This window comes from Methylocapsa aurea, from assembly GCF_000746085.1.
Lineage (GTDB): Bacteria > Pseudomonadota > Alphaproteobacteria > Rhizobiales > Beijerinckiaceae > Methylocapsa > Methylocapsa aurea.
The window spans coordinates 115,442-134,285 of the sequence record NZ_JQKO01000004.1; the positions used below are offsets into that span (position 1 = coordinate 115,442).

At 62.0% G+C, this 18,844-nt stretch carries 14 protein-coding genes; 6 read left to right on the forward strand and 8 right to left on the reverse strand.

Annotated elements, in window-relative coordinates:
• Positions 1 to 172: 172 nt before the first annotated feature.
• On the forward strand, positions 173 to 769 hold the full coding sequence (locus DL86_RS18565) for a hypothetical protein (protein ID WP_156964461.1): 597 nt from the start codon (positions 173 to 175) through the stop codon (positions 767 to 769).
• Between the two features lie 87 nt (positions 770 to 856).
• Here DL86_RS18565 and dps read toward each other — a convergent pair whose 3' ends face one another.
• Positions 857 to 1,345, reverse strand: a complete 489-nt coding sequence (gene dps, locus DL86_RS03645) for a DNA starvation/stationary phase protection protein Dps (RefSeq protein ID WP_036258304.1) — start codon at positions 1,343 to 1,345, stop codon at positions 857 to 859.
• A 381-nt stretch (positions 1,346 to 1,726) separates the two neighbouring features.
• Between dps and topA the strand changes: the two genes are divergently transcribed.
• The 5 genes from topA to rpmG all read left to right on the forward strand — a co-directional run bounded on the left by topA (position 1,727) and on the right by rpmG (position 9,078).
• Positions 1,727 to 4,660 carry a type I DNA topoisomerase gene (topA, locus tag DL86_RS03650; RefSeq protein ID WP_036258305.1) on the forward strand — a complete coding sequence of 978 codons (2,934 nt, stop codon included), beginning with the start codon at positions 1,727 to 1,729 and terminating at the stop codon, positions 4,658 to 4,660.
• On the forward strand, positions 4,657 to 7,041 hold the full coding sequence (gene rnr, locus DL86_RS03655; protein ID WP_084572679.1) for a ribonuclease R: 2,385 nt from the start codon (positions 4,657 to 4,659) through the stop codon (positions 7,039 to 7,041). The genes topA and rnr overlap by 4 nt, the downstream gene beginning before the upstream one ends.
• Before the next feature lie 98 nt (positions 7,042 to 7,139).
• Positions 7,140 to 7,592: a DUF983 domain-containing protein gene (locus DL86_RS03660; RefSeq protein ID WP_051952674.1), complete on the forward strand. Its 453-nt coding sequence runs from the start codon at positions 7,140 to 7,142 to the stop codon at positions 7,590 to 7,592.
• Positions 7,589 to 8,812, forward strand: coding sequence for an MFS transporter (locus DL86_RS03665; RefSeq protein WP_245276215.1), 1,224 nt, complete (start codon positions 7,589 to 7,591; stop codon positions 8,810 to 8,812). Before DL86_RS03660 ends, DL86_RS03665 begins: the two co-directional genes overlap by 4 nt.
• Before the next feature lie 98 nt (positions 8,813 to 8,910).
• A complete protein-coding gene (gene rpmG / locus DL86_RS03670) occupies positions 8,911 to 9,078 on the forward strand; it encodes a 50S ribosomal protein L33 (protein ID WP_034990859.1) in 168 nt (55 codons plus the stop codon).
• 80 nt (positions 9,079 to 9,158) lie between these two features.
• Here the strand turns inward: rpmG and recO are convergent, their stop codons facing one another.
• The 7 genes from recO to dxr form a co-directional block, all read right to left on the reverse strand.
• Entirely contained in the window at positions 9,159 to 9,899 is a 741-nt protein-coding gene (gene recO / locus DL86_RS03675) for a DNA repair protein RecO (protein WP_036258307.1), read from the reverse strand.
• A gap of 81 nt (positions 9,900 to 9,980) precedes the next feature.
• On the reverse strand, positions 9,981 to 10,955 hold the full coding sequence (locus DL86_RS03680) for a quinone oxidoreductase family protein (protein ID WP_036258309.1): 975 nt from the start codon (positions 10,953 to 10,955) through the stop codon (positions 9,981 to 9,983).
• Between the two features lie 367 nt (positions 10,956 to 11,322).
• Entirely contained in the window at positions 11,323 to 11,802 is a 480-nt protein-coding gene (fabZ, locus tag DL86_RS03685) for a 3-hydroxyacyl-ACP dehydratase FabZ (protein ID WP_036258585.1), read from the reverse strand.
• A 113-nt stretch (positions 11,803 to 11,915) separates the two neighbouring features.
• The gene (gene lpxD, locus DL86_RS03690) at positions 11,916 to 12,989 is read right to left on the reverse strand and encodes a UDP-3-O-(3-hydroxymyristoyl)glucosamine N-acyltransferase (RefSeq protein ID WP_051952617.1); all 1,074 of its coding nucleotides are present in this window, start codon (positions 12,987 to 12,989) and stop codon (positions 11,916 to 11,918) included.
• 222 nt (positions 12,990 to 13,211) lie between these two features.
• Positions 13,212 to 15,674: an outer membrane protein assembly factor BamA gene (bamA, locus tag DL86_RS03695; RefSeq protein ID WP_342585845.1), complete on the reverse strand. Its 2,463-nt coding sequence runs from the start codon at positions 15,672 to 15,674 to the stop codon at positions 13,212 to 13,214.
• A gap of 324 nt (positions 15,675 to 15,998) precedes the next feature.
• The gene (rseP, locus tag DL86_RS03700; RefSeq protein ID WP_036258312.1) at positions 15,999 to 17,144 is read right to left on the reverse strand and encodes an RIP metalloprotease RseP; all 1,146 of its coding nucleotides are present in this window, start codon (positions 17,142 to 17,144) and stop codon (positions 15,999 to 16,001) included.
• Positions 17,145 to 17,584: 440 nt separating this feature from the next.
• Positions 17,585 to 18,820 (reverse strand): 1-deoxy-D-xylulose-5-phosphate reductoisomerase, encoded by a 1,236-nt coding sequence (dxr, locus tag DL86_RS03705; protein ID WP_051952619.1) that lies wholly within the window; start codon positions 18,818 to 18,820, stop codon positions 17,585 to 17,587.
• Positions 18,821 to 18,844: the final 24 nt, after the last annotated feature.

The following is an 18,844-nucleotide window of genomic DNA, read 5'->3' on the forward strand; positions in this document are numbered from 1 at the left end:
CTTACCCCCGTTCGCGCACAAGATTTTCACATTCATCCGGCCGCTTTGGCCCCGGTTTGAGGATATCGGCGAAAGGACGCGCTCCTTTCGCGGCGATACCCAAGCGATTCTTGGCGTGCTATGACCGGCGCGTGAAATTTAAGAAAACTCTTCTAGTCGGATGTGGGAAGCCATGAAGAAAATTTTTTTGGGCGCCGCGCTCTTGCTGAATGCGGGCTCCGCATTCGCCGAGGACAAGCCGCTGATCTGCTGGTACAATGATCACGCCGCCCTGACAGGAGCCGACAGCGCTCCCGCCAACGCCGTCATAGGCAGCGTCGAAAGCACCCATCGCGAGGGCGATCACGCCTTTTCCTATGTGATTTCGGCAAAAGACAGCACGGTCTGCCCGAACGAATTGCCGCTTGGAACAAAAAAAGCGCTCACCGTTCCGCTGGTTCGTCAAGACAACGCCAATTGCACCAATGATGACGTCGCCATCACCGATGCATCGGTCACCGGCGGCTCGGCGACCGTCTTCCGGCGCTCGAATGGCGCCACCGAAATTGTCGTCCGACTCGTGGGGGGAACCACTCCCAACACGACCTATGACTTTGCTCTGAAGTGCCACCATAAGCTCGGCAGCATTAAAACCGACGCGAGCGGCAACGGCCACGGTTCATTCGATTTTATCGCCGAGGATCTTGGGCCAAATGTTGCGTTCGATCTGCGCGCCGAAGGCGCCGCTGCCGGAAATACATTCCAGAGCCTTCGCGTCCCGCGCAAATAGCGGGTCCAATTCCCAATATCTCCGAAACCCGCTGACGGGTTTCGGACCAAAGTGACAAGCCGGAATGCTAAAGGCTTGGCGAATCGTTCAGGCCGGCTCCTGGATATGAGCTTCCAGGAACCAAAGCGACTTATCGAGCGCCCGGGAAAATCCGGTCAATATATCCGCCGTGTCCGCGTCGCCTGCTTCCGAACTCGCGTCGATTCCGGCGCGAACCGCATTCGCGGTTTTGCCATAGCGCGCGATCAGCGCATGGATATGGTCCGTGATCTTATAGATATCCGTCGGATATGGCTCGAGCGATGTCTTGCCGGCGACCGTCTGCGTCGTTCCGAGAGCGGTTCCCCCAAGTTGCACGATCCGTTCGGCCATGGTGTCGACATGCGCATCCAATTCCTTGCGGAACAGATCGAGCATTTCATGGACGGCGATGAATTGGATGCCCTTCAAATTCCAATGCGCCTGCTTCGTCAGCAGCGCCAAGTCGATGGCGTCGGCCACGCGCGCGTTCAAGAGATCGATCGAGGCAGACTTGGCGTTCGATCGCAAATCATTCTGGGTCTTGTGCAATTGCATGATGTGCCACTCTCCGCTTGCCGGTTATGCCAATAGACGCATTTTATAACAGAATAGCGAGCCTCGAACTGTAAACAATTGATTATTATTATTGATTGGAGATAGGCTCACGACTCCGCTTTGGCATATAAGTCCGTCACCGCTGCTTGATAATCCCCGGTTTGATGAAAAACCCGCCGCGCTGAGCCATTGCTCCCGCGGCGGCGCAGGCCCCGCCCGATTTGACTAAGGCCCCGCCCTCCCCCATCTTCCCGCCCGGAAACCGCAATGGCGGTCCGCCCGGCTCACCTCCGGCCAGCCAAGCCGCGGCTGTTCTGGACAGTCGAGTTGAAGGCCTCGGACCCTTTCGTCCGGCCAAGCGCATAATGAGGACCGCTGTCAATGAATGTCGTCATCGTCGAGTCGCCGGCGAAGGCCAAGACCATCAATAAATATCTTGGCAAGGGCTATGAAGTTTATGCTTCCTACGGCCACGTCCGCGATTTGCCGGCCAAGGACGGCTCGGTCGATCCCGACGCCGACTTCGCCATGCTCTGGGATGTCGACTCCAAATCCGCCAAGCGCCTGTCCGACATCGCAAAGGCCGTCAAGGACGCCGACAGCGTCATTCTGGCGACCGACCCCGACCGCGAAGGCGAGGCGATTTCCTGGCACGTTCTCGAAGTCCTGAAGGCCAAGCGCGTCCTCAAGGACAAGCTTGTGCAGCGCGTCGTCTTCAACGCCATCACCAAATCCGCGATCCTCGAAGCGATGAAAAATCCGCGCGAGATCGACGCCGCTTTGGTCGACGCCTATCTCGCCCGCCGGGCGCTGGACTATCTTGTCGGCTTCAATCTGTCGCCGGTGCTGTGGCGCAAATTGCCCGGCGCGCGCTCGGCCGGCCGCGTGCAATCGGTCGCCTTGCGCCTTGTCTGCGATCGGGAGCTCGAGATCGAGCAATTCGTCACCCGCGAATATTGGTCGATCGCGGCGCATCTGAAGACGAGCGCCGGGGCGCCCTTCATCGCCCGGCTGGTCGGCGCCGACGGCGCCAAGATCGCCCGCCTCGACATTGGAACCGGCGCGGAGGCCGAATCCTTCAAGGCGGCTCTCGATGCGGCCAAATTCTCGGTGGCGAGCATCGAGGCGAAGCCGGCCAAACGCCATCCCTGGGCGCCGTTCACGACCTCAACCTTGCAGCAGGAGGCCTCGCGCAAGCTCGGCTTCGCGCCGGCGCGGACGATGCAGCTCGCCCAGCGCCTCTATGAGGGCGCCGAGATCGACGGCGAGACAGTCGGCCTCATCACCTATATGCGGACCGATGGCGTCGATCTCGCGCCGGAGGCCATCGCCAGCGCGCGCAGCGTCATCGGCCAGGAATTCGGTGCCGCCTATGTCCCCAAGGCGCCGCGCAAATATACGGTGAAAGCAAAGAACGCGCAGGAAGCGCATGAAGCAATCCGCCCGACCGACCTGACCCGCCTGCCAAAGCATGTCTTACGCGCGTTAGAGCCGGATCAGGCGCGGCTTTACGAGCTCATCTGGAAACGCACCATCGCAAGCCAGATGGAATCGGCCGAGCTGGAGCGCACCACGGTCGACATTCTGGCGCAGGCAGGCGACCGCAAGCTCGATCTTCGCGCCACTGGTCAAGTCATTCGCTTCGACGGCTTCTTGAAACTCTATCAGGAAGGCCGCGACGACGAGGAGGACGAGGAGGGCGGACGCCTGCCGGAAATGGCCAAGGACGAGATCCTCGAAAAGGAGCGGATCGACGCGGCGCAGCATTTCACCGAGCCGCCGCCGCGCTTCACCGAGGCGACGCTGGTCAAGCGGATGGAGGAGCTCGGCATCGGCCGGCCTTCGACCTACGCCTCGACGCTCGCGGTGCTGCGGGAGCGCGACTATGTCCGCCTCGACAAGAAGCGGCTTTTTCCAGAGGACAAGGGCCGCCTCGTCACCGCCTTTCTGGAGAGCTTTTTCACCCGCTACGTCGGCTATGATTTCACCGCCGATCTTGAACAAAAGCTCGACCGCGTCTCGAACCACGAGATCGACTGGAAAGAGGTTTTGCGCGAGTTCTGGACCGATTTTTCCGGCGCGCTCGCCGGAACCAAGGATTTGCGCACGACGGAGGTGCTGGACAGTCTGAACGAACTCCTGGGCCCGCATATTTTCCCGGCGAAGGAGGATGGCTCCAACCCGCGCGCCTGTCCGTCCTGCGGCGGCGGCCAGCTCTCGCTGAAACTCGGAAAATTCGGCGCCTTCATCGGCTGCTCCAATTATCCCGAATGCAAATTCACCCGCACTCTGGCCAATACCGAGGCTACCGATGTTTCGGAGGGCGATCGTCCGGGGGTCAAGGTTTTGGGCGAGGACCCGCAAACGGGAGAGGAAATTTCCCTGCGCGATGGCCGTTTCGGCGCCTATGTGCAGCAAGGCGAGGGCGACAAGCCCAAGCGCTGTTCCTTGCCGAAGACCTTGAGCCCGGCTGAGTTGACCCTCGACCAGGCGCTCGGCCTATTGTCGCTGCCGCGCGAGGTCGCCAAGCATCCCGAGACGAAGGAGCCGATCCTGGCCGGAATCGGCCGCTACGGTCCCTATGTCCAGCACGGCAAGACCTATGCGAATATTGGCAAGGACGAGGATATTCTTGGGATCGGCGCCAATCGCGCGATCGATCTCATCGTCGCCAAGGAGAGCGGCCTGACGGGACGGCGGTTCGGCGCCGCCGAAAGCGCCGCCGCGCGGGTTCTCGGGGACCATCCATCGGGCGGCCCCGTCACGATCAAGGCCGGACGGTTCGGCCCCTATGTCAATCACGGCAAGATCAACGCGACCTTGCCGCGCGAGGCCGATCCCACCACATTAACGCTCGAGGAAGGCTTGGCGCTGCTCGCCGCGAAGGCCTCTGGCGGCGGCGGTTCGATCCAAGGCCGCCTCCTTGGCGAACATCCGTCCGGCGGCCCGATCACGGTGCGCGCGGGACGGTTTGGCGCCTATGTCAATTATGGGAAAATCAACGCGACCTTGAAAAACGGCAGTTCGCCCGAAACCATCAGCCTTGAAGAGGCGATCCGCCTGATCGAGGATAAGGAGGCCGCCGGCGGCGGCGCCAAGAAGAAAGCTGCGCCCAAGAAAGCCCCGGCGACCAAAGCCAAGGCAGCTGTCAAGACCAAGGCGAAGCCGGAGCCCATCGACGACGATGAAGCGCCGCCGTTCGAGCCCACGTCAACGATCAAGACAATGCCGGCTGGCGGCAAATCCGCTGTGAAGAAAGCCGCCGCGGGGAAAAAGCCGGCGACGGCTAAACCGAAAAAGGCCAAACAAGCGTGAGGAAACCTTCCGGCGCCAGCAAGCCGGGCCAAGACAGCAGCGCGCAAGAGGGCGCCGCGAGCACGGCGGATCGACCGCTTCCTTCGCGCGACGAAATTATCGCCTTCATCGCCCGCGAGCGCGAAGCCGCCGGAGACAAAACGCCCGCCAAGATCGGCAAGCGCGAAATCGCCCGCGCCTTCGCCATCAAAGGGTCCGATCGGATTCCGCTCAAACGCATGTTGAAAGAGCTCGAGGCGGAAGGCGCGATCGAGCGGCGGCGCAAGAGCCTGCACAGGCCCGGCGCGCTGCCGGCGGTGGTTCTGGCCGATATTTTCAGCCGCGACCGCGATGGCGATCTCCTCGCCGCGCCGGTCGAATGGGATGCGGTGGAGCAAGGACCGGCGCCCAAAATCGCGGTCTCGGTCCCGCGCCGGCAAAGGCCCGGCGCGCCAACGCCCGGCGTCGGCGATCGCGCTTTGGTGCGCGTGGAACTCCTGGCCGAGGCGAAACCGGGCGAACCGGCCTATAGCGGGCGCGTCGTCAAGCTTTTGCCGCGGGCGCGATCGCAGGTCCTGGGAATTTTCCGCAGCGCGCCGGAGGGCGGTGGCCGCATCCAGCCAATCGATAAGAAAAACGTCAATCGCGGCGAACTGGAGGTCGGCCCCGGCAATGAGGGCGACGCGCGCGAGGGCGATCTCGTCGCGGTCGAGATTTTGCGCTCCGGCCGCTTCGGCCTTCCCGCCGCCCGCGTGCGCGAAAGGCTCGGCGCCTTCGACAGTGAAAAAGCGGTGAGCCTCATCGCCATCCACACCCATCAGATCCCGAACGTATTTTCGCCCGAGACGATAGCCGAGGCCAATCGCGCCGGGGCTTTGAGCATGGATCGCCGCGAGGATTGGCGCGACATCGCGCTTCTCACCATCGACCCGGCCGACGCCAAGGACCATGACGACGCGGTCCATGCCGAACGCGACGCCGATCCTGAAAATCCCGGGGGTTTCATCCTTCGCGTCGCCATCGCCGATGTCGCGGCCTATGTCCGGCCCGGCGCGTCGCTCGATCGCGAGGCGCTCGAGCGCGGCAATTCGGTCTATTTCCCCGACCGGGTCGTGCCGATGCTGCCGGAGAAAATCTCCAACGATCTTTGCTCCCTGCGTCCGAACGAAGACCGCCCCGCCCTAGCCGCGCGCATCGTCATCGCCGCCGACGGGCGCAAGCTCGGCCATGAGTTCCATCGCATCGTGATGCGCTCGGCGGCCAAGCTCTCCTATCCGCAGGCGCAGGCGGCAATCGACGCCATGCCCGACGCGACGACCGGGCCGCTGCTGGAGAGCGTCCTTATTCCCTTGTACGAGGCCTATGCCGCGCTGAAAATCGCGCGCGAAAAACGCGGCCCGCTCGATCTCGATCTTCCCGAGCGCAAGATCATCCTCAACGCGGAGGGCGCAGTCGACCGCGTCATCATCCCCGCCCGGCTCGATGCGCATCGGCTGATCGAGGAATTCATGATCCTCGCCAATGTCGCGGCCGCCGAAACGCTCGAGGCGCACCGCCAGCATTTCATCTATCGCGCCCATGACGAGCCTTCGATCGAAAAGCTCAATAATCTGGCCGAGTTTCTCGCCTCGATCGGAATCAAGCTCGCCAACGGCCAGGTCTTGCGGCCCGAGCAATTCAACGGGATTCTCGCCCGCGTCAAGGACACAGACAATGAACATCTCGTCAATGAAGTCGTGCTGCGCACACAGGCCCAGGCCGAATATGTGGTCCAGAACTACGGCCATTTCGGCCTCAATCTGCGCCGCTACGCCCATTTCACCTCGCCAATTCGCCGCTACGCCGACCTCATCGTTCATCGCGCCCTGATTTCGGCCCTGCATCTTGGCCAGGATGGGCTGGAGGCCCAAGATCAAGGCGGCGCGATTGAGGAGCTCGCCGAGATCGCGGCGCGAATCTCGGCCGCCGAGCGTCGCGCCATGGCGGCCGAACGCGAGACCGTCGAACGTCTGATCGCGGCCCATCTCGCCGACAAGATCGGCGCCAGTTTCGAGGGCAGGATTTCCGGGGCGACCCGGGCCGGGCTGTTCGTCCGGCTGAACGACACCGGCGCCGATGGCTTCATCCCCGCCTCCATGCTCGGCGACGACTATTTCCGCCATGACCCCGCGCTGCATGCGCTGATCGGGTCGAGGACGGGGCAGATCCATCGCCTCGGCGACATTGTAACAGTCAAGCTCGTGGAGGCCGCGCCGCTGGCTGGAGCGCTCCGCTTCGAGCTTGTGAGCGAGGCGCCGCCGCGAAAAGGCAAAAGCGCCGCCCGCTCGCCGCGCCGCGACATAGGGTCCAATGTCGGATCGCGCCGTTCGGGCTTATCTGGTGGCCGACCTTCAAAAAAATAGATCGAGACGCACGTTCCTTTGACGCGAACCGCTGTCCACGACGCTCGAAAATGCCTTAAATGCGCCACCGGCCGACTGCGCCGACGAAGGATGCCCTCATGCCCGCGCCTGCTAATGTGACAGTATTCGAACCCAAAGGCCGGATTGACGACCTGCCCAAGCGCGATATAGGGCGCTCCATCGCGCGCGGCCTGCGCCGCCATTGTCCCGCCTGCGGCGAGGGACGAATGTTTCGCGGCTATCTCAAGGTCAATGACGCCTGCCCACAATGCGGCGAGGAATTGCACCATCACCGCGCCGATGACGCCCCCCCTTATCTAACGATCTTCGTCGTCGGCCATATCGTCGGCTCGCTCATGCTGCTGACCGAGACCTATTGGCCGGACGCCCCGATCTGGGCCCACGCTCTGGTTTGGCCGACGCTCACGCTCATGCTGTCGCTCTGGCTGCTGCCGATTCTGAAAGGCGGCCTGATCGCCCATCAATGGGCATTGCGCATGCATGGCTTCGAGGGCAGTCCGACGGCGATCGGCGACAGCCGGGGCGCGTGATCGGATTGGTTTTCGAAAAGGAGCCAACTCTGGCGCGGCGAGACTTGATCGATGTCGGCCGCGGGAAGAAAGGAACGGCCCCCGGCCTCGTTCCTGCGCTGGCTTGCGCCATCACGACCGTTTCGATTGTCGGCGTCGGGCTGTCCCTGACGATGGCGCTGATTGCGGTGCGCCTCGGGGAACAAGGTTACAGCGCGCGGGCGATCGGGCTGAACCCGGCCGCGGCGGGCCTCGCGACCCTGGTCGGGGCCGCCTTCGTTCCGGCCTGGGCCCGGCTGGTTGGGGTCAAGCGGCTGCTTTTCCTGGCGCTCCTGGTCTGCGGCCTCAGTCTCGCCGCCATGGCCCTGACCGACGACTACTGGGCCTGGCTCGCAATTCGCGCCGTCTTCGGCGCCGCGCTGACCGCGCTTTTCGTCGTCAGCGAATATTGGATCAATGCGATAGCGCCGCCCAACCGGCGCGGCTTCGTCATCGGGATTTATGCGGCGAGCGTCGCCTTGGGCTTTGGCGTCGGGCCCTTGATCCTGACCCTCGTCGGGACCGCGAGCGCCGCGCCGTTCATCGCCGCCATCGCGCTTTTCGCCGCAGCGGCCCTGCCGATTATTCTGGGCAGCGGCGCCGAGCCTGAAATCAAGCGCGCGCCCTCGGTTCCGGTGCTCGGCTTTCTCCTTGGCGCGCCCGTCGCCACCCTCGCCGGCTTGGCGCATGGCGCGATCGAGACGGCCAGCATGGGCCTGCTTCCCGTCTATGCGCTGCGCGCCGGCCGGACCGCAGAGATCGGGGCCATGCTCGTCGCTCTGTTCGCCCTGGGCAATGTTCTCTTTCAGCTCCCGGTCGGCTTTATTTCGGACCTGATGGACCGGCGCAAATTATTGATATCCATCGCGCTGCTTGGCATTTTTGGCGCGCTCGCCCTGGCTTTTGTCCAAACCGACGGGTTTCTCTTATTCTGCGGCCTGCTCATCGTCTGGGGCGGGATCGTCGGCAGCCTCTACGCGGTCGCCCTCGCCCATCTCGGATCGCGCTATCACGGCGCCGACCTCGCCAGCGCCAATGCCGCCTTCATCATGCTCTACTCGCTCGGCATGCTCGCCGGCCCGCCGGCCATGGGCTTGGGGATGGATATTTTCGGGCCGAACGGCTTTTTCTACGGCATCGCCGCGCTGCTAACGCTCTATCTCGGCGTAGTCTTGTGGCGAAGTCCGCGCGCGATTTCTTGACAAGCGAGGCGCGATCACTATGGTCGCGGCTTTCCCGATTATCCTCGAGCCATGGGCTCGGGCTGCGAGCCTTGCGCCGCATCTGAAGGACGAATGAGATGGCCAAGGCCGCAATGATCAAGATCAAGCTCCTGTCCACGGCGGACACGGGCTATTTCTATGTGACCAAGAAGAACGCCCGGACCAAGACGGAAAAGCTGGCGTTCAAGAAATATGATCCGGTCGTGCGCAAGCACGTCGAGTTCAAAGAGACCAAGATCAAGTAGGCTCAGGCGCTTTGGAGCATGTCTTTCGACATGCTCTCTATCGCGTTGTATTAACGCATGACATCAAAAGCTTTTTGGGGTCAGGCTCCCCAGAAACAGCGCTTGGCGAGTTCCGCCAGATAAGCGCCTCGCGCCTGCGGCAAGCCTTGCCCGCGCGGGCCGAACAGATCGCGCATCAGGAAAAACTCCGTTAGCCGGAACCCGTCCCGGATGTCGTCCGGCGGCGGGCTTTGCATTGGGATTTCATCGCGCAGAAAGGCCGGAAGCGGCAGAAGCCGGCTCCGATAGGGCTCGCCCGCCGACAATGAGACCGCGCGCCCGGATTTCGGCGACACATAGGCGAGATCGGTTGCGGCTCCCGTCGCCGCGCAGCGCGCGAGATCGAGGCCAAACCCGGTTTCCGCCAAAACTTCGACTTCGAACCGCACGAGAAGCGGCGGCAGCTCGTTGGCATCGTCGATATGATCGGCGATTCGCACCGCCGTCTCGAACAGCGCGGGGTGCGGATCGCGCTCCGCGACAAGGCGCAGCAAGGCGGCGACGAGACCCAGCCCATGAAGGGCCTCCGCGCTCGCCATCAGCCGGGCGGCGCGCAATTTGGTCGGCTCGACCGCAAAGGTTCCAAGCTGCTCGTCGAGCCGCGCGCGCCAGACCAGCTCGGCATTATTCCCTGCTTGCAGAAAAGGCTGCATCCGGCGCGACCGGCCGCCCCTGACAAGACCAAGATGGCGCCCGTGGGCGCGGGTCATCGCCTCGACGATGACACTCGTCTCGCCATATTTCTTCACGCCGATGATGAGGCCTTCGTCCCGCCATTCCATAAGGCGGAGTCTACCCTGATTTCTCCGCCGCAGGGAGGAGTGGGCGCTTCTTCGGGTCGCGCGTGAGTCCCCAGAACAGAATCAGGGAATTAGCACTGTCGCGCCAGTCGTCTCCCGGCCCTCCAGGGCGCGATGGACATTCACGACCTCATCCAGCGGAAACGCGGCGCGCAACGGAATTTCGACGGCGCCGCTCGAGACCGCGCGAAACAGGTCTCGCGCCATTTTTTTGAGATCCTCGCGTTTCTCGGCATAAGTGTGGAGCGAAGGCCGCGTGGCGAAAAGCGAGCCCTTGGACGACAGCAGGCCCAGGTTAAAAGCCTCGATCTGACCGGAGGCCGAGCCAAAGCTGACAAACATCCCAAGCGGCCGGATGCAATCGAGCGAGGCTGGAAAGGTCGCCTTGCCGACCCCGTCATAGACGACGTCGCAGAGCTGGCCCTTGGTGATCTCCTTGACGCGCGCGGCGAAATCCTCCTCGCGATAGAGTATTGTGTGCTTGGCGCCGGCCTTTTTGGCGAGCTTGGCTTTTTCCGGCGAGCCGACCGTGCCGATCACTGTTGCTCCGAGCGCCCTCGCCCATTGGCAGAGGATGAGGCCGACGCCGCCGGCCGCCGCGTGCACGAGAATCGTATCGCCCGGCTTCACCTTGAAGGTCCGGCGCAGCAAATATTGCGCGGTAAGGCCTTTCAGCATCATCGCCGCCGCGGTTTCAAAGGAAATGCTCTTCGGCAATTTGACGAGACGATCCGCGCCGATCACCCTGGCCTCGGCATAGGCGCCCAATCGCTCGGCATAGGCCACCCTGTCGCCGACCTTGACATCCTTGACGCCCTTGCCAAGCGCGATCACCTCGCCGGCCGCTTCATTGCCGGGGGTGAAGGGAAGCGATGGAGCGGCATAGACGCCGCTGCGAAAATAGACGTCGATGAAATTGACGCCGATGGCATGGTTGCGCACCAAGACCTCGCCGCGCCCAGGGGACCCCAGTTCGATCTCTTCGATCCGCATAACCTCGGGTCCACCAACCTCGTGAACGCGGACGGCCTTGGTCATCTTTTCCAGCCCCCTGCAATCCTGTCCGGCGATCGTGCGCCGCTGTGGCGCCAAGACTGCGCGCGCATGCAGTGTTGGCGCGGCAGGCGCTTATAGAAGCGCCCCCATCATGCTGCCATCCGACCAAGCTGGCAAGGCGCGGGAAGCAGCCTCGGCTGTTTAGACGTCCCTCAAGTTGGAGAGCATGCCCGCGACTTTTCGCTCGCCTCGCCTTGGCGCCTTAGAGCATATTCCGAACAGATTGGTTCAATCTGTTCGATGAGAATTTGCTCAGCCTCTTTAACACTGGAGCGATTTCTGATCGATCGAATGACTCCATTCGATCGGAAAGCGCTCTAGTCAAACGCCACAGCCGCGCTCGATGACCTCAGACCTTTGCGGGACCATCCTCGACCAGCATTGCGGCGATTTCGGCCTCGCAGACCAACGCCCCCTCAACGAAGGCGAGCCCGGAATACCACCACATGCTGCGGCGCCGGTTGGTTTTGGTCATATGGAACTCGACCCGATCGCCTGGCGTGACCGGCTTGCGGAACTTGGCCTTGTCGATGCTCATGAAATAGACGAGAGGCGCCCCCTTCCCGCTGGAAAGCGCATTGACGCAGAGGACACCGGCGGTCTGGGCCATGCCCTCGATCAACAGCACGCCGGGCATGACGGGACGGTCCGGAAAATGCCCCTGGAATTGCGGTTCATTGATGCTGACATTCTTGATCCCGATGCCGAATTCGTCGCCCCGCGCCTCGATCACGCGATCGACCATCAGGAATGGATAACGGTGCGGCAAGGATTTCAATATCCGCAGAATATCAAACGATTCAATCGTGGTCGGCGCCGCCTCGTTCATCTTGCTGCATTTCCCCTCTTTTTCTTCGCCGCCGCAATTGTGCGCGGCGCGGCCGCGGTTCGCTCCGGCGTCGCTAAAATTCTGTCGCATGTTTTCAACGGATTGGAAATTGCTCAATCGCGGCCAGCGCCGGCAGGCCGTCCCGCCCGTGGCCGCCAGCCGAGTTTCGCCAGCGCGCGGAGCCAGACCCGCAGCGGCCGCGCCGGGGCGCCGCCAAGACGCGCGCGCTCCGGCGCGTCCGAGATCACGCCCGACTGGGCGAAGATTCGCGCGCCCGCGCCGATCTGCAAATGCGCTGCAATTCCCGCCTGCCTATCCACGGCGACGAAATCGCCGAGCCTTGTCCCGCTGGCGATGCTGACCTGCGCGCCAATCACGCACTTGCGCCCGACCATCACAGCAGGACCGATCTGCACCAGATTGCCGAGTCTCGCCGCTTCCCCGATGACCGTGTCGCCCAGGGCGCCGCGATCGATCGCGGAATTGGCTCCAATCTCGACATCGTCTTGAATGATGACGCGGCCGATCCGCGGAGCGTCCGGAGGTCCGAGCGGGTTATTCCAATAGCCGAGGCTGGAGGGCTCCAGGCCCGCTTGGCCGACCCGCGCGCCCGGGTGAAGGGTGACCCGATTGCCGATCAGCGCATGCGCGATCGTGACTTGCGCGCCGACGGAGCAATCACGGCCAATTCGGACGCCAGGGCCGATAACGCTATTGGCCGCAATGATCGAGCCGGCTCCAATTTCCGCGCGCGGCCCAATGACGACGCCAGGATCGACGATCACGCCTGGTTCGAGCCGCGCCTCGGGATGAATTGAGGCGCCTGGATTGACGCCAGCGGCGGCGAACAAGGATCCTGGCCGCATCGCCGCCGGATAAATCCGCGCCAAGACATCCGCGAAAGCCTGCGCGGGCTCTTCCGTCACCAGCGCCAAAGTCTCTCTTGGAAGGCGAACCGCGTGGCGCGCCCTAACGAAACAGGCGGAGGCGCGCGTCGTCTCCGGGAGACCGCAATTTTTTGGAGGATCGAAACACGCGAGTTCTCCGGGCCGCGCATCCTCAAGCGGCGCGGCGCAGTCGACCAGAATGGATAGATCGGCTCCGGGCGCCACCCTGACGCCCGTAATGGCGACAACATCGGCGAGCGTGAGTTTCTCGCCGCGCCAAAAGAAACTCGGTGCGCTCATGCGGATCCCTGCGCCGCATCGACGGGCGGCCGCGCCCCGGCCGCGGATATCCGGCGCGTTGGGTGGAAGCGCCACAGGCGCGCCGCCACGAGCGCCGAATTATTTGGCGCGCGCCAGTCGGAGCGTTGCGCAAAGATCCTCAGGAGTTGGGAGCGCGCCAAAGCTCAATTCCGGCAAGAACGCCGCCTTCCAAGCGCTGCGGTAAGAATGCGGCGACTGCTGTCAGAAAGAGGTGCCGCCCGTGAAGCGGAAGAACTGCGTTTGATCGAAGGGGCTTTTCGTCAGCGCTTTGGCGAAGTCGAAGCGGATCGGCCCCATCGGCGACGCCCAGATGATGGAAGCGCCCACCGACGAGCGGATAAGCGACGAGTTCCCGCCAACGATGATGCAATTGCCCTGCGTGTAGGCCGGCGCGACATTACTGAGCGTACAATTGCTGGACCATTGGTTGGTAGGATTCTGGAAATTGGTAAAGTTAGTTGGACCATTATAGCCAAACAGCGTGCCGGCATCGGCAAAAACGGCGCCCTTCAGGCCAAGATCCCTGGGCATGCCGAAGATCGGGAACTGAACCTCCAAGCTCGCGCCGAAATAAGTGGTTCCGCCGAGTGGATTGCCCTGAGTGTTGCCCGTTACATAGTAGTCGGAGATGTCGCGAGGCCCAATGCCGTTCGGCGCAAAGCCGCGAACGAGGCTCGGTCCCAGGTTGAAATTGTCGACGATGCGAAGATCGCTTCCGCCGAAGCTCGTGATATTGCCGCCTTGAAGGCGAACGAAGCCGACGAATTGATCGTAGATCTCATGGTAGTAGCGAACGTCGGCGCTGGTGCGAACGAAGTGGGAATCGCCGCCAAGGCCGGCGACGTCCTGACGGAGTTCGGCAAAGAAGCCGGAGGTCGGGACCTTGTTGTTGTCGAGCGAATTATAGCCCAGCGTGTAGCCGATCAACGAGGTCAGGGTCCCGCCCTGCGCCTGTTTCAGAGCCAGCGAGGCCTCGCCGTTCGTCAAGCAATTATTGCCAAAGCTGAGCGTCGTTCCATTATAGATGCCAGGCGTCGTTCCCCAGATCGGGCTGTTGCAATCATTATAGGGATAGCGCGAATTATTGGGGATCGTGATGTCGGTGTTGTAGATCGAATAACGCGGCGAGAAAGTAATCTCTTCGGTCACGGGCAGACCAAGGCGCAGCGTGGCTCCGGTCACGTTGGTGTTGTAGTAGGAATATTGATTGACCCGTGATTGCTTGGCGTAGACATCGAAGCCGGCGGCCATGCGGTTGCCGAGAAAATAAGGTTCGGTGAAGTTGAACTCGACGCCGCGGGAGTACTGACCTGCGGAAACGGCAAGGCGCACATATTGGCCGCGGCCCATGAAGTTGGTTTCGGTCACGGCAACTTCGGCAATGAAGCCGGCCGAAGTCGAGTAGCCGCCAGAGACCGACAAAGCGCCGGTCGCCTGGTCCTCGACGTCGACCACGATGATGACGCGATCGGGCGCCGATCCCTGCTCGTTGGTGATCCTCACCTTCTTGAAATAGCCAAGATTGTTAAGCCGCCGCTCGGCGCGCGAAACGAGGACGCGATTATAGGCGTCGCCTTCCGCCAGTTCGAATTCACGCCGGATGACGTAATCGCGCGTCCGGGTATTTCCCCGCACGACAATCCGCTCGACATAGACGCGGGGGCCGTCATCAAGGACAAAAGCGATCGTGACCGTGCGGCTGACCGGGTCGCGGTCGCCGCGCGGGCGCACTTGCGAGAAGGCGTATCCGTGTTTGGCGATTTCCTTGGTCATGGCGTCCACGGTCTTTTCGACCATATCGCCATTATAGATATCGCCCGCGGACAAGCGCACGAGCGGCCGCAGCGATTCGCCGTCGATGTCGCGGAGATGCGACTCCACGACGACCGAGGCGACCTGATACTGAACGCCTTCCTCGACGGTGATCGTGATGACGTAGCCGCCCACGGCCGGATCATATTGGGCGTCGGAGCCGACGACATGAAAATCGGCATAGCCGGTCTTGAGATAGTAGCGGCGGATCAATTCGAGATCGGACGCGATCCGGTCCGGATCATAGACGTCCGAGGTCTTGAAGAAGGACATGAAATTCATCTCGGTCGTCTGCATGAGATCACGCAGCTTTCCGGACGAATAAACCTGGTTGCCTACGAAATTGATCGTCTTGACCCCGGTCTTCTCGCCTTCATCGACGGTGAAGACGACATCGAGCCGGCCGTTGGGCAAATCCACCGTCCGCGCGGTCACCGTGGCGGCGGAGCGTCCCGCATGGCGATAGGCGTCCTTGATGCGCTCGATATCGGCGTCAACCGTCGCCTGGCTATAGGGCCCGCGCGATTTCGACTGCACCTCCGCCGTCAGCGTTTCGGTTTTGATCTTGCTGTTGCCTTCGAAGGCGACGCGGTTGATGATGTTGTTTTCAGCGACGACGACAACAACGCGGCCGCCCTCGCGGCGCACCTTCACTTCGGAAAACAGCCCGGTCGCGTAGAGATCCTTCACGCCGGTGTTGACGGCGGCCTGATCCGAGCCGGTGAAATAGGCGGCGATCGTTTCGCTATCAATGCGCTTGTTGCCTTGCACGGAAACGCTCGCGGCGACGGCTCCCGCCACGCCGCCGATCAGCCAAGCAAACGCAAGGGCTGCGACAGCGAACCGGCTCATATGGCTACGCATGAAGTGCATTGTACGACCGGTCCCCACATTCCTTAACGCCGGTTGATAGCCGGGCGCCAGAGAGTTGATCCAACTGGCTTTATTCGGGAGCGCAAGGCGCGCTCGCTTGTCCCAAGCTCTGCTTCTACAGCGTTTATTCCGCACTGCAAATCAAGATTCAATTCGAGGGACCGTTTTCGGCATGGCGTTGCGGACAAGACACGGTTTGCGGTGAGCAAAACGTAAAGAGTTAGGGTTAACCCTTTGATCAACCCAACTCCGTTCCTCAATCAATTCTTATTTACCATTCGCCTTTATATCTCCCGATTCTTGTTATCCCAAATTCATCAATTGGCGAGTCAGGCGCAGGATATCGTTATAGGTCGCGAAGATCATCAATCCCGCCACCAGCGTCAGTCCGAGCTTGAACCCGAACTGTTGCGCTCTCTCGTTCATGGCCTTCCCTTGCGCCGCCTCCACCGCATAGTAGAAAAGATGACCGCCATCGAGGAGGGGGATTGGCAGAAGGTTGAGAATTCCAACTGAAATAGACAGAATTGCGGCGAGATTGAGCAGGGCCGCCAAGCCGATCTTGGCCATCTCACCGGAGACCTCGGCGATCCGGATCGGCCCAGACAATTGATCGGTGGATTCTTTTCCCATCACCAAGCCGCCGAGATAGGAGCCGGTCCGGGCCACGACATACCAAGTCTCGGCGTTGGCGCGCTTGAACGACTCGATCAGGCCAAAATGCTGGGTTTGAATATTCTCCCGCTTGCCCCGCGCCTCGACGCCAAGAACCCCAACGCGGGTGGTCCCGAACGGCGTCACGACATCGCGCCGGCGCGGCGTCGCGACGAGTTCGACCAATTTGCCCTCGCGATCAACGCCGAAAGTCAGCGGCGTATCACTCGAGGTCTGGACGGCGCGCTGCATCTCTTCGAAGCTGACAATCTTCGCGCCGTCGATCGAAACGATCAAATCGCCCGGTTTGAAGCCCGCCGCTTCAGCGGCGCTCCCCGGAGCCACGCCATCGACCAATGGAAGAAGGATGTCGCGCCCATTGAAGTAAAATATGCCCGTGAAGATCACGATGGCGAGGAGGAAATTGGCGATGGGGCCGGCGGCGACGATCGCCGCGCGTTTCCAGACTTTCTGAGCAAAGAAGCTAACCGCCCGCTCGCTCGCCGGCATCAAGGCCGCAGCCGCTTCGTCGGTCACCGAGGCTCCATTGGCGTCGCCATGGAATTTGACATAGCCGCCGAGGGGAAGGGCCGCGAGCCGCCAGCGGGTCCCGTAGCGGTCGACGAAACCAAAAATTTCGGGGCCGAAGCCAAGCGAAAAAACGTCGACCTTAACGCCACACCAACGGCCAACCAGAAAATGTCCCAATTCGTGAAAGAAGATCACGAGACTCAAGACAAAAATGAAAGGTGCGATATATCCGGCGCCAGACCAGATATGGGTAAAGATCGACATTGGAACTCCTAGAACGTGACGATTGAAGGGAAGGCTAGGCTTTCAGCGAAATTGGAAAGCAGCTCTAGCCCTTTGTATTAATCGCAATTTCTCCCGCGATTGGGTTGCTGCTTCGTTGGAAAACTCTCTGGAATTCGAATAGAATTTCAGATTGCCATCAATAGATACAGAAGAACTTCGCGCGAACGAAATTTTGCTCGCGAGCAGAAGATGCGCTAAATCGCCGCTCTCTACTCCTTTCTGGCGCGACTCTAAGATAAAACCTTGACCTTAACTTATAACGGTCAAGCTCTTCGTACCACTGCAGCGCAGTTCAGGTTGCGCGGCGGAGCTGACCTTGACGGCGGCGGCTGAGACTCTTGCCGAGCCGGCGGAAGCAGCCGCACCCTTCGGCCGCTCGGCCCCGCGCTTTCTAAATCTTGTCCCGTTCTTGTCCAAAATCAATGCATGAACAGGCTCGATGCCGCCTGCTTTCCAAAAAGAGCGCGCGTCCTTTCGCGTACGGCTTGGTCTATGGCGAGCGCATCCGCGACGGAGTCGGGCTCGTGCGAGACCCCGTCGGCGAGCGCCGCATCGCACGCCTTTTCAACCATCGCCGCAATTTCGTGAAAGGAAATCAGCCGGTTCAAGAATGCGTCGACCGCGACTTCGTTCGCGGCGTTTAAGACAGTGGGGAGACCCCGGCCCGTCCGCAAGGCCTCCAACGCGACGCGCAAGGCCGGAAAACGCTCGAAATCGGGCCGTTCGAAGGTTAATTGGCCGACAGACGCCAGATCGAGCCGACGCGCGGCGGTCGAGATTCGCTTTGGATAGGACAGGCAATGGGCGATTGGCACCCTCATGTCCGGCGACGCGAGCCCCGCCGTGACCGAGCCATCGGTAAAGGCGACGAGACCGTGAACGATCGATTGGGCGTGAACCAGAACATCGAGGCGGGCCGCCTCGACGCCAAAAAGATAGTGGGCCTCGATGACTTCCAGGCCCTTGTTCATAAGCCCGGCGGAGTCCACGGTGACTTTCGGTCCCATCGACCAATTGGGATGCGTCAACGCCTGTTCCGGCGTGGCCTTGGCGATGGCTTCGCTGGTCCAGGTCCGAAACGGGCCGCCGGAAGCCGTCAGCGTGATCATCTCGATCGTGGCGAGTTCGGCGTCGCCCATCGCCTGAAAAATCGCGTTATGCTCGCTGTCGACGGGCAGCAGTTTGGCGCCGGAGGCGGCGGCCTGACGCATGAAGGCGGGACCGGCGCAGACCAGGCATTCCTTGTTGGCGAGCGCGACGGTCCGGCCCGCCGAAAGCGCGGCGAAGGTCGGCGCGACGCCGGCGGCGCCCGCAATCGCCCCGACGACGATGTCGGCCGGGCGCAAAGCTGCTTCAATGACGGCCGCCTCGCCTGCAGCCGCCTCGATCGAGGTTCCGGCCAAGGCCTCTTTCAGCTCCGCATAGCCTGAGGGATCGGCGAGCGCAGCGAATTTCGCGCCGAGCGCGCGGGCGACCCGGGCCAAGCCGCGCGGATCGCGTCCCCCGGCGACGGCCTCGACCTGGAAGGCTCCGTCGGCGCCCGCGATAATGTCTTCGGTGGACTTGCCGATCGACCCGGTCGCGCCAAGGATCACGACAGTGCGCGCTTCGCTTTTGGCCGCTGGCGCGCGCCGCAGTTCAATGACTTTGTCCATGCCGCCTCATTCGCGTTTCGTCTG

Bases quoted from the DNA above. Each gene is read 5' to 3' on its own strand.
- DL86_RS18565 (WP_156964461.1), top strand. From the start codon at position 173: ATGAAGAAAATTTTTTTGGGCGCCGCGCTCTTGCTGAATGCGGGCTCC.
- dps (WP_036258304.1), bottom strand. From the start codon at position 1,345: ATGCAATTGCACAAGACCCAGAATGATTTGCGATCGAACGCCAAGTCT.
- topA (WP_036258305.1), top strand. From the start codon at position 1,727: ATGAATGTCGTCATCGTCGAGTCGCCGGCGAAGGCCAAGACCATCAAT.
- DL86_RS03660 (WP_051952674.1), top strand. From the start codon at position 7,140: ATGCCCGCGCCTGCTAATGTGACAGTATTCGAACCCAAAGGCCGGATT.
- rpmG (WP_034990859.1), top strand. From the start codon at position 8,911: ATGGCCAAGGCCGCAATGATCAAGATCAAGCTCCTGTCCACGGCGGAC.
- recO (WP_036258307.1), bottom strand. From the start codon at position 9,899: ATGGAATGGCGGGACGAAGGCCTCATCATCGGCGTGAAGAAATATGGC.
- DL86_RS03680 (WP_036258309.1), bottom strand. From the start codon at position 10,955: ATGACCAAGGCCGTCCGCGTTCACGAGGTTGGTGGACCCGAGGTTATG.
- fabZ (WP_036258585.1), bottom strand. From the start codon at position 11,802: ATGAACGAGGCGGCGCCGACCACGATTGAATCGTTTGATATTCTGCGG.
- lpxD (WP_051952617.1), bottom strand. From the start codon at position 12,989: ATGAGCGCACCGAGTTTCTTTTGGCGCGGCGAGAAACTCACGCTCGCC.
- bamA (WP_342585845.1), bottom strand. From the start codon at position 15,674: ATGAGCCGGTTCGCTGTCGCAGCCCTTGCGTTTGCTTGGCTGATCGGC.
- rseP (WP_036258312.1), bottom strand. From the start codon at position 17,144: ATGTCGATCTTTACCCATATCTGGTCTGGCGCCGGATATATCGCACCT.
- dxr (WP_051952619.1), bottom strand. From the start codon at position 18,820: ATGGACAAAGTCATTGAACTGCGGCGCGCGCCAGCGGCCAAAAGCGAA.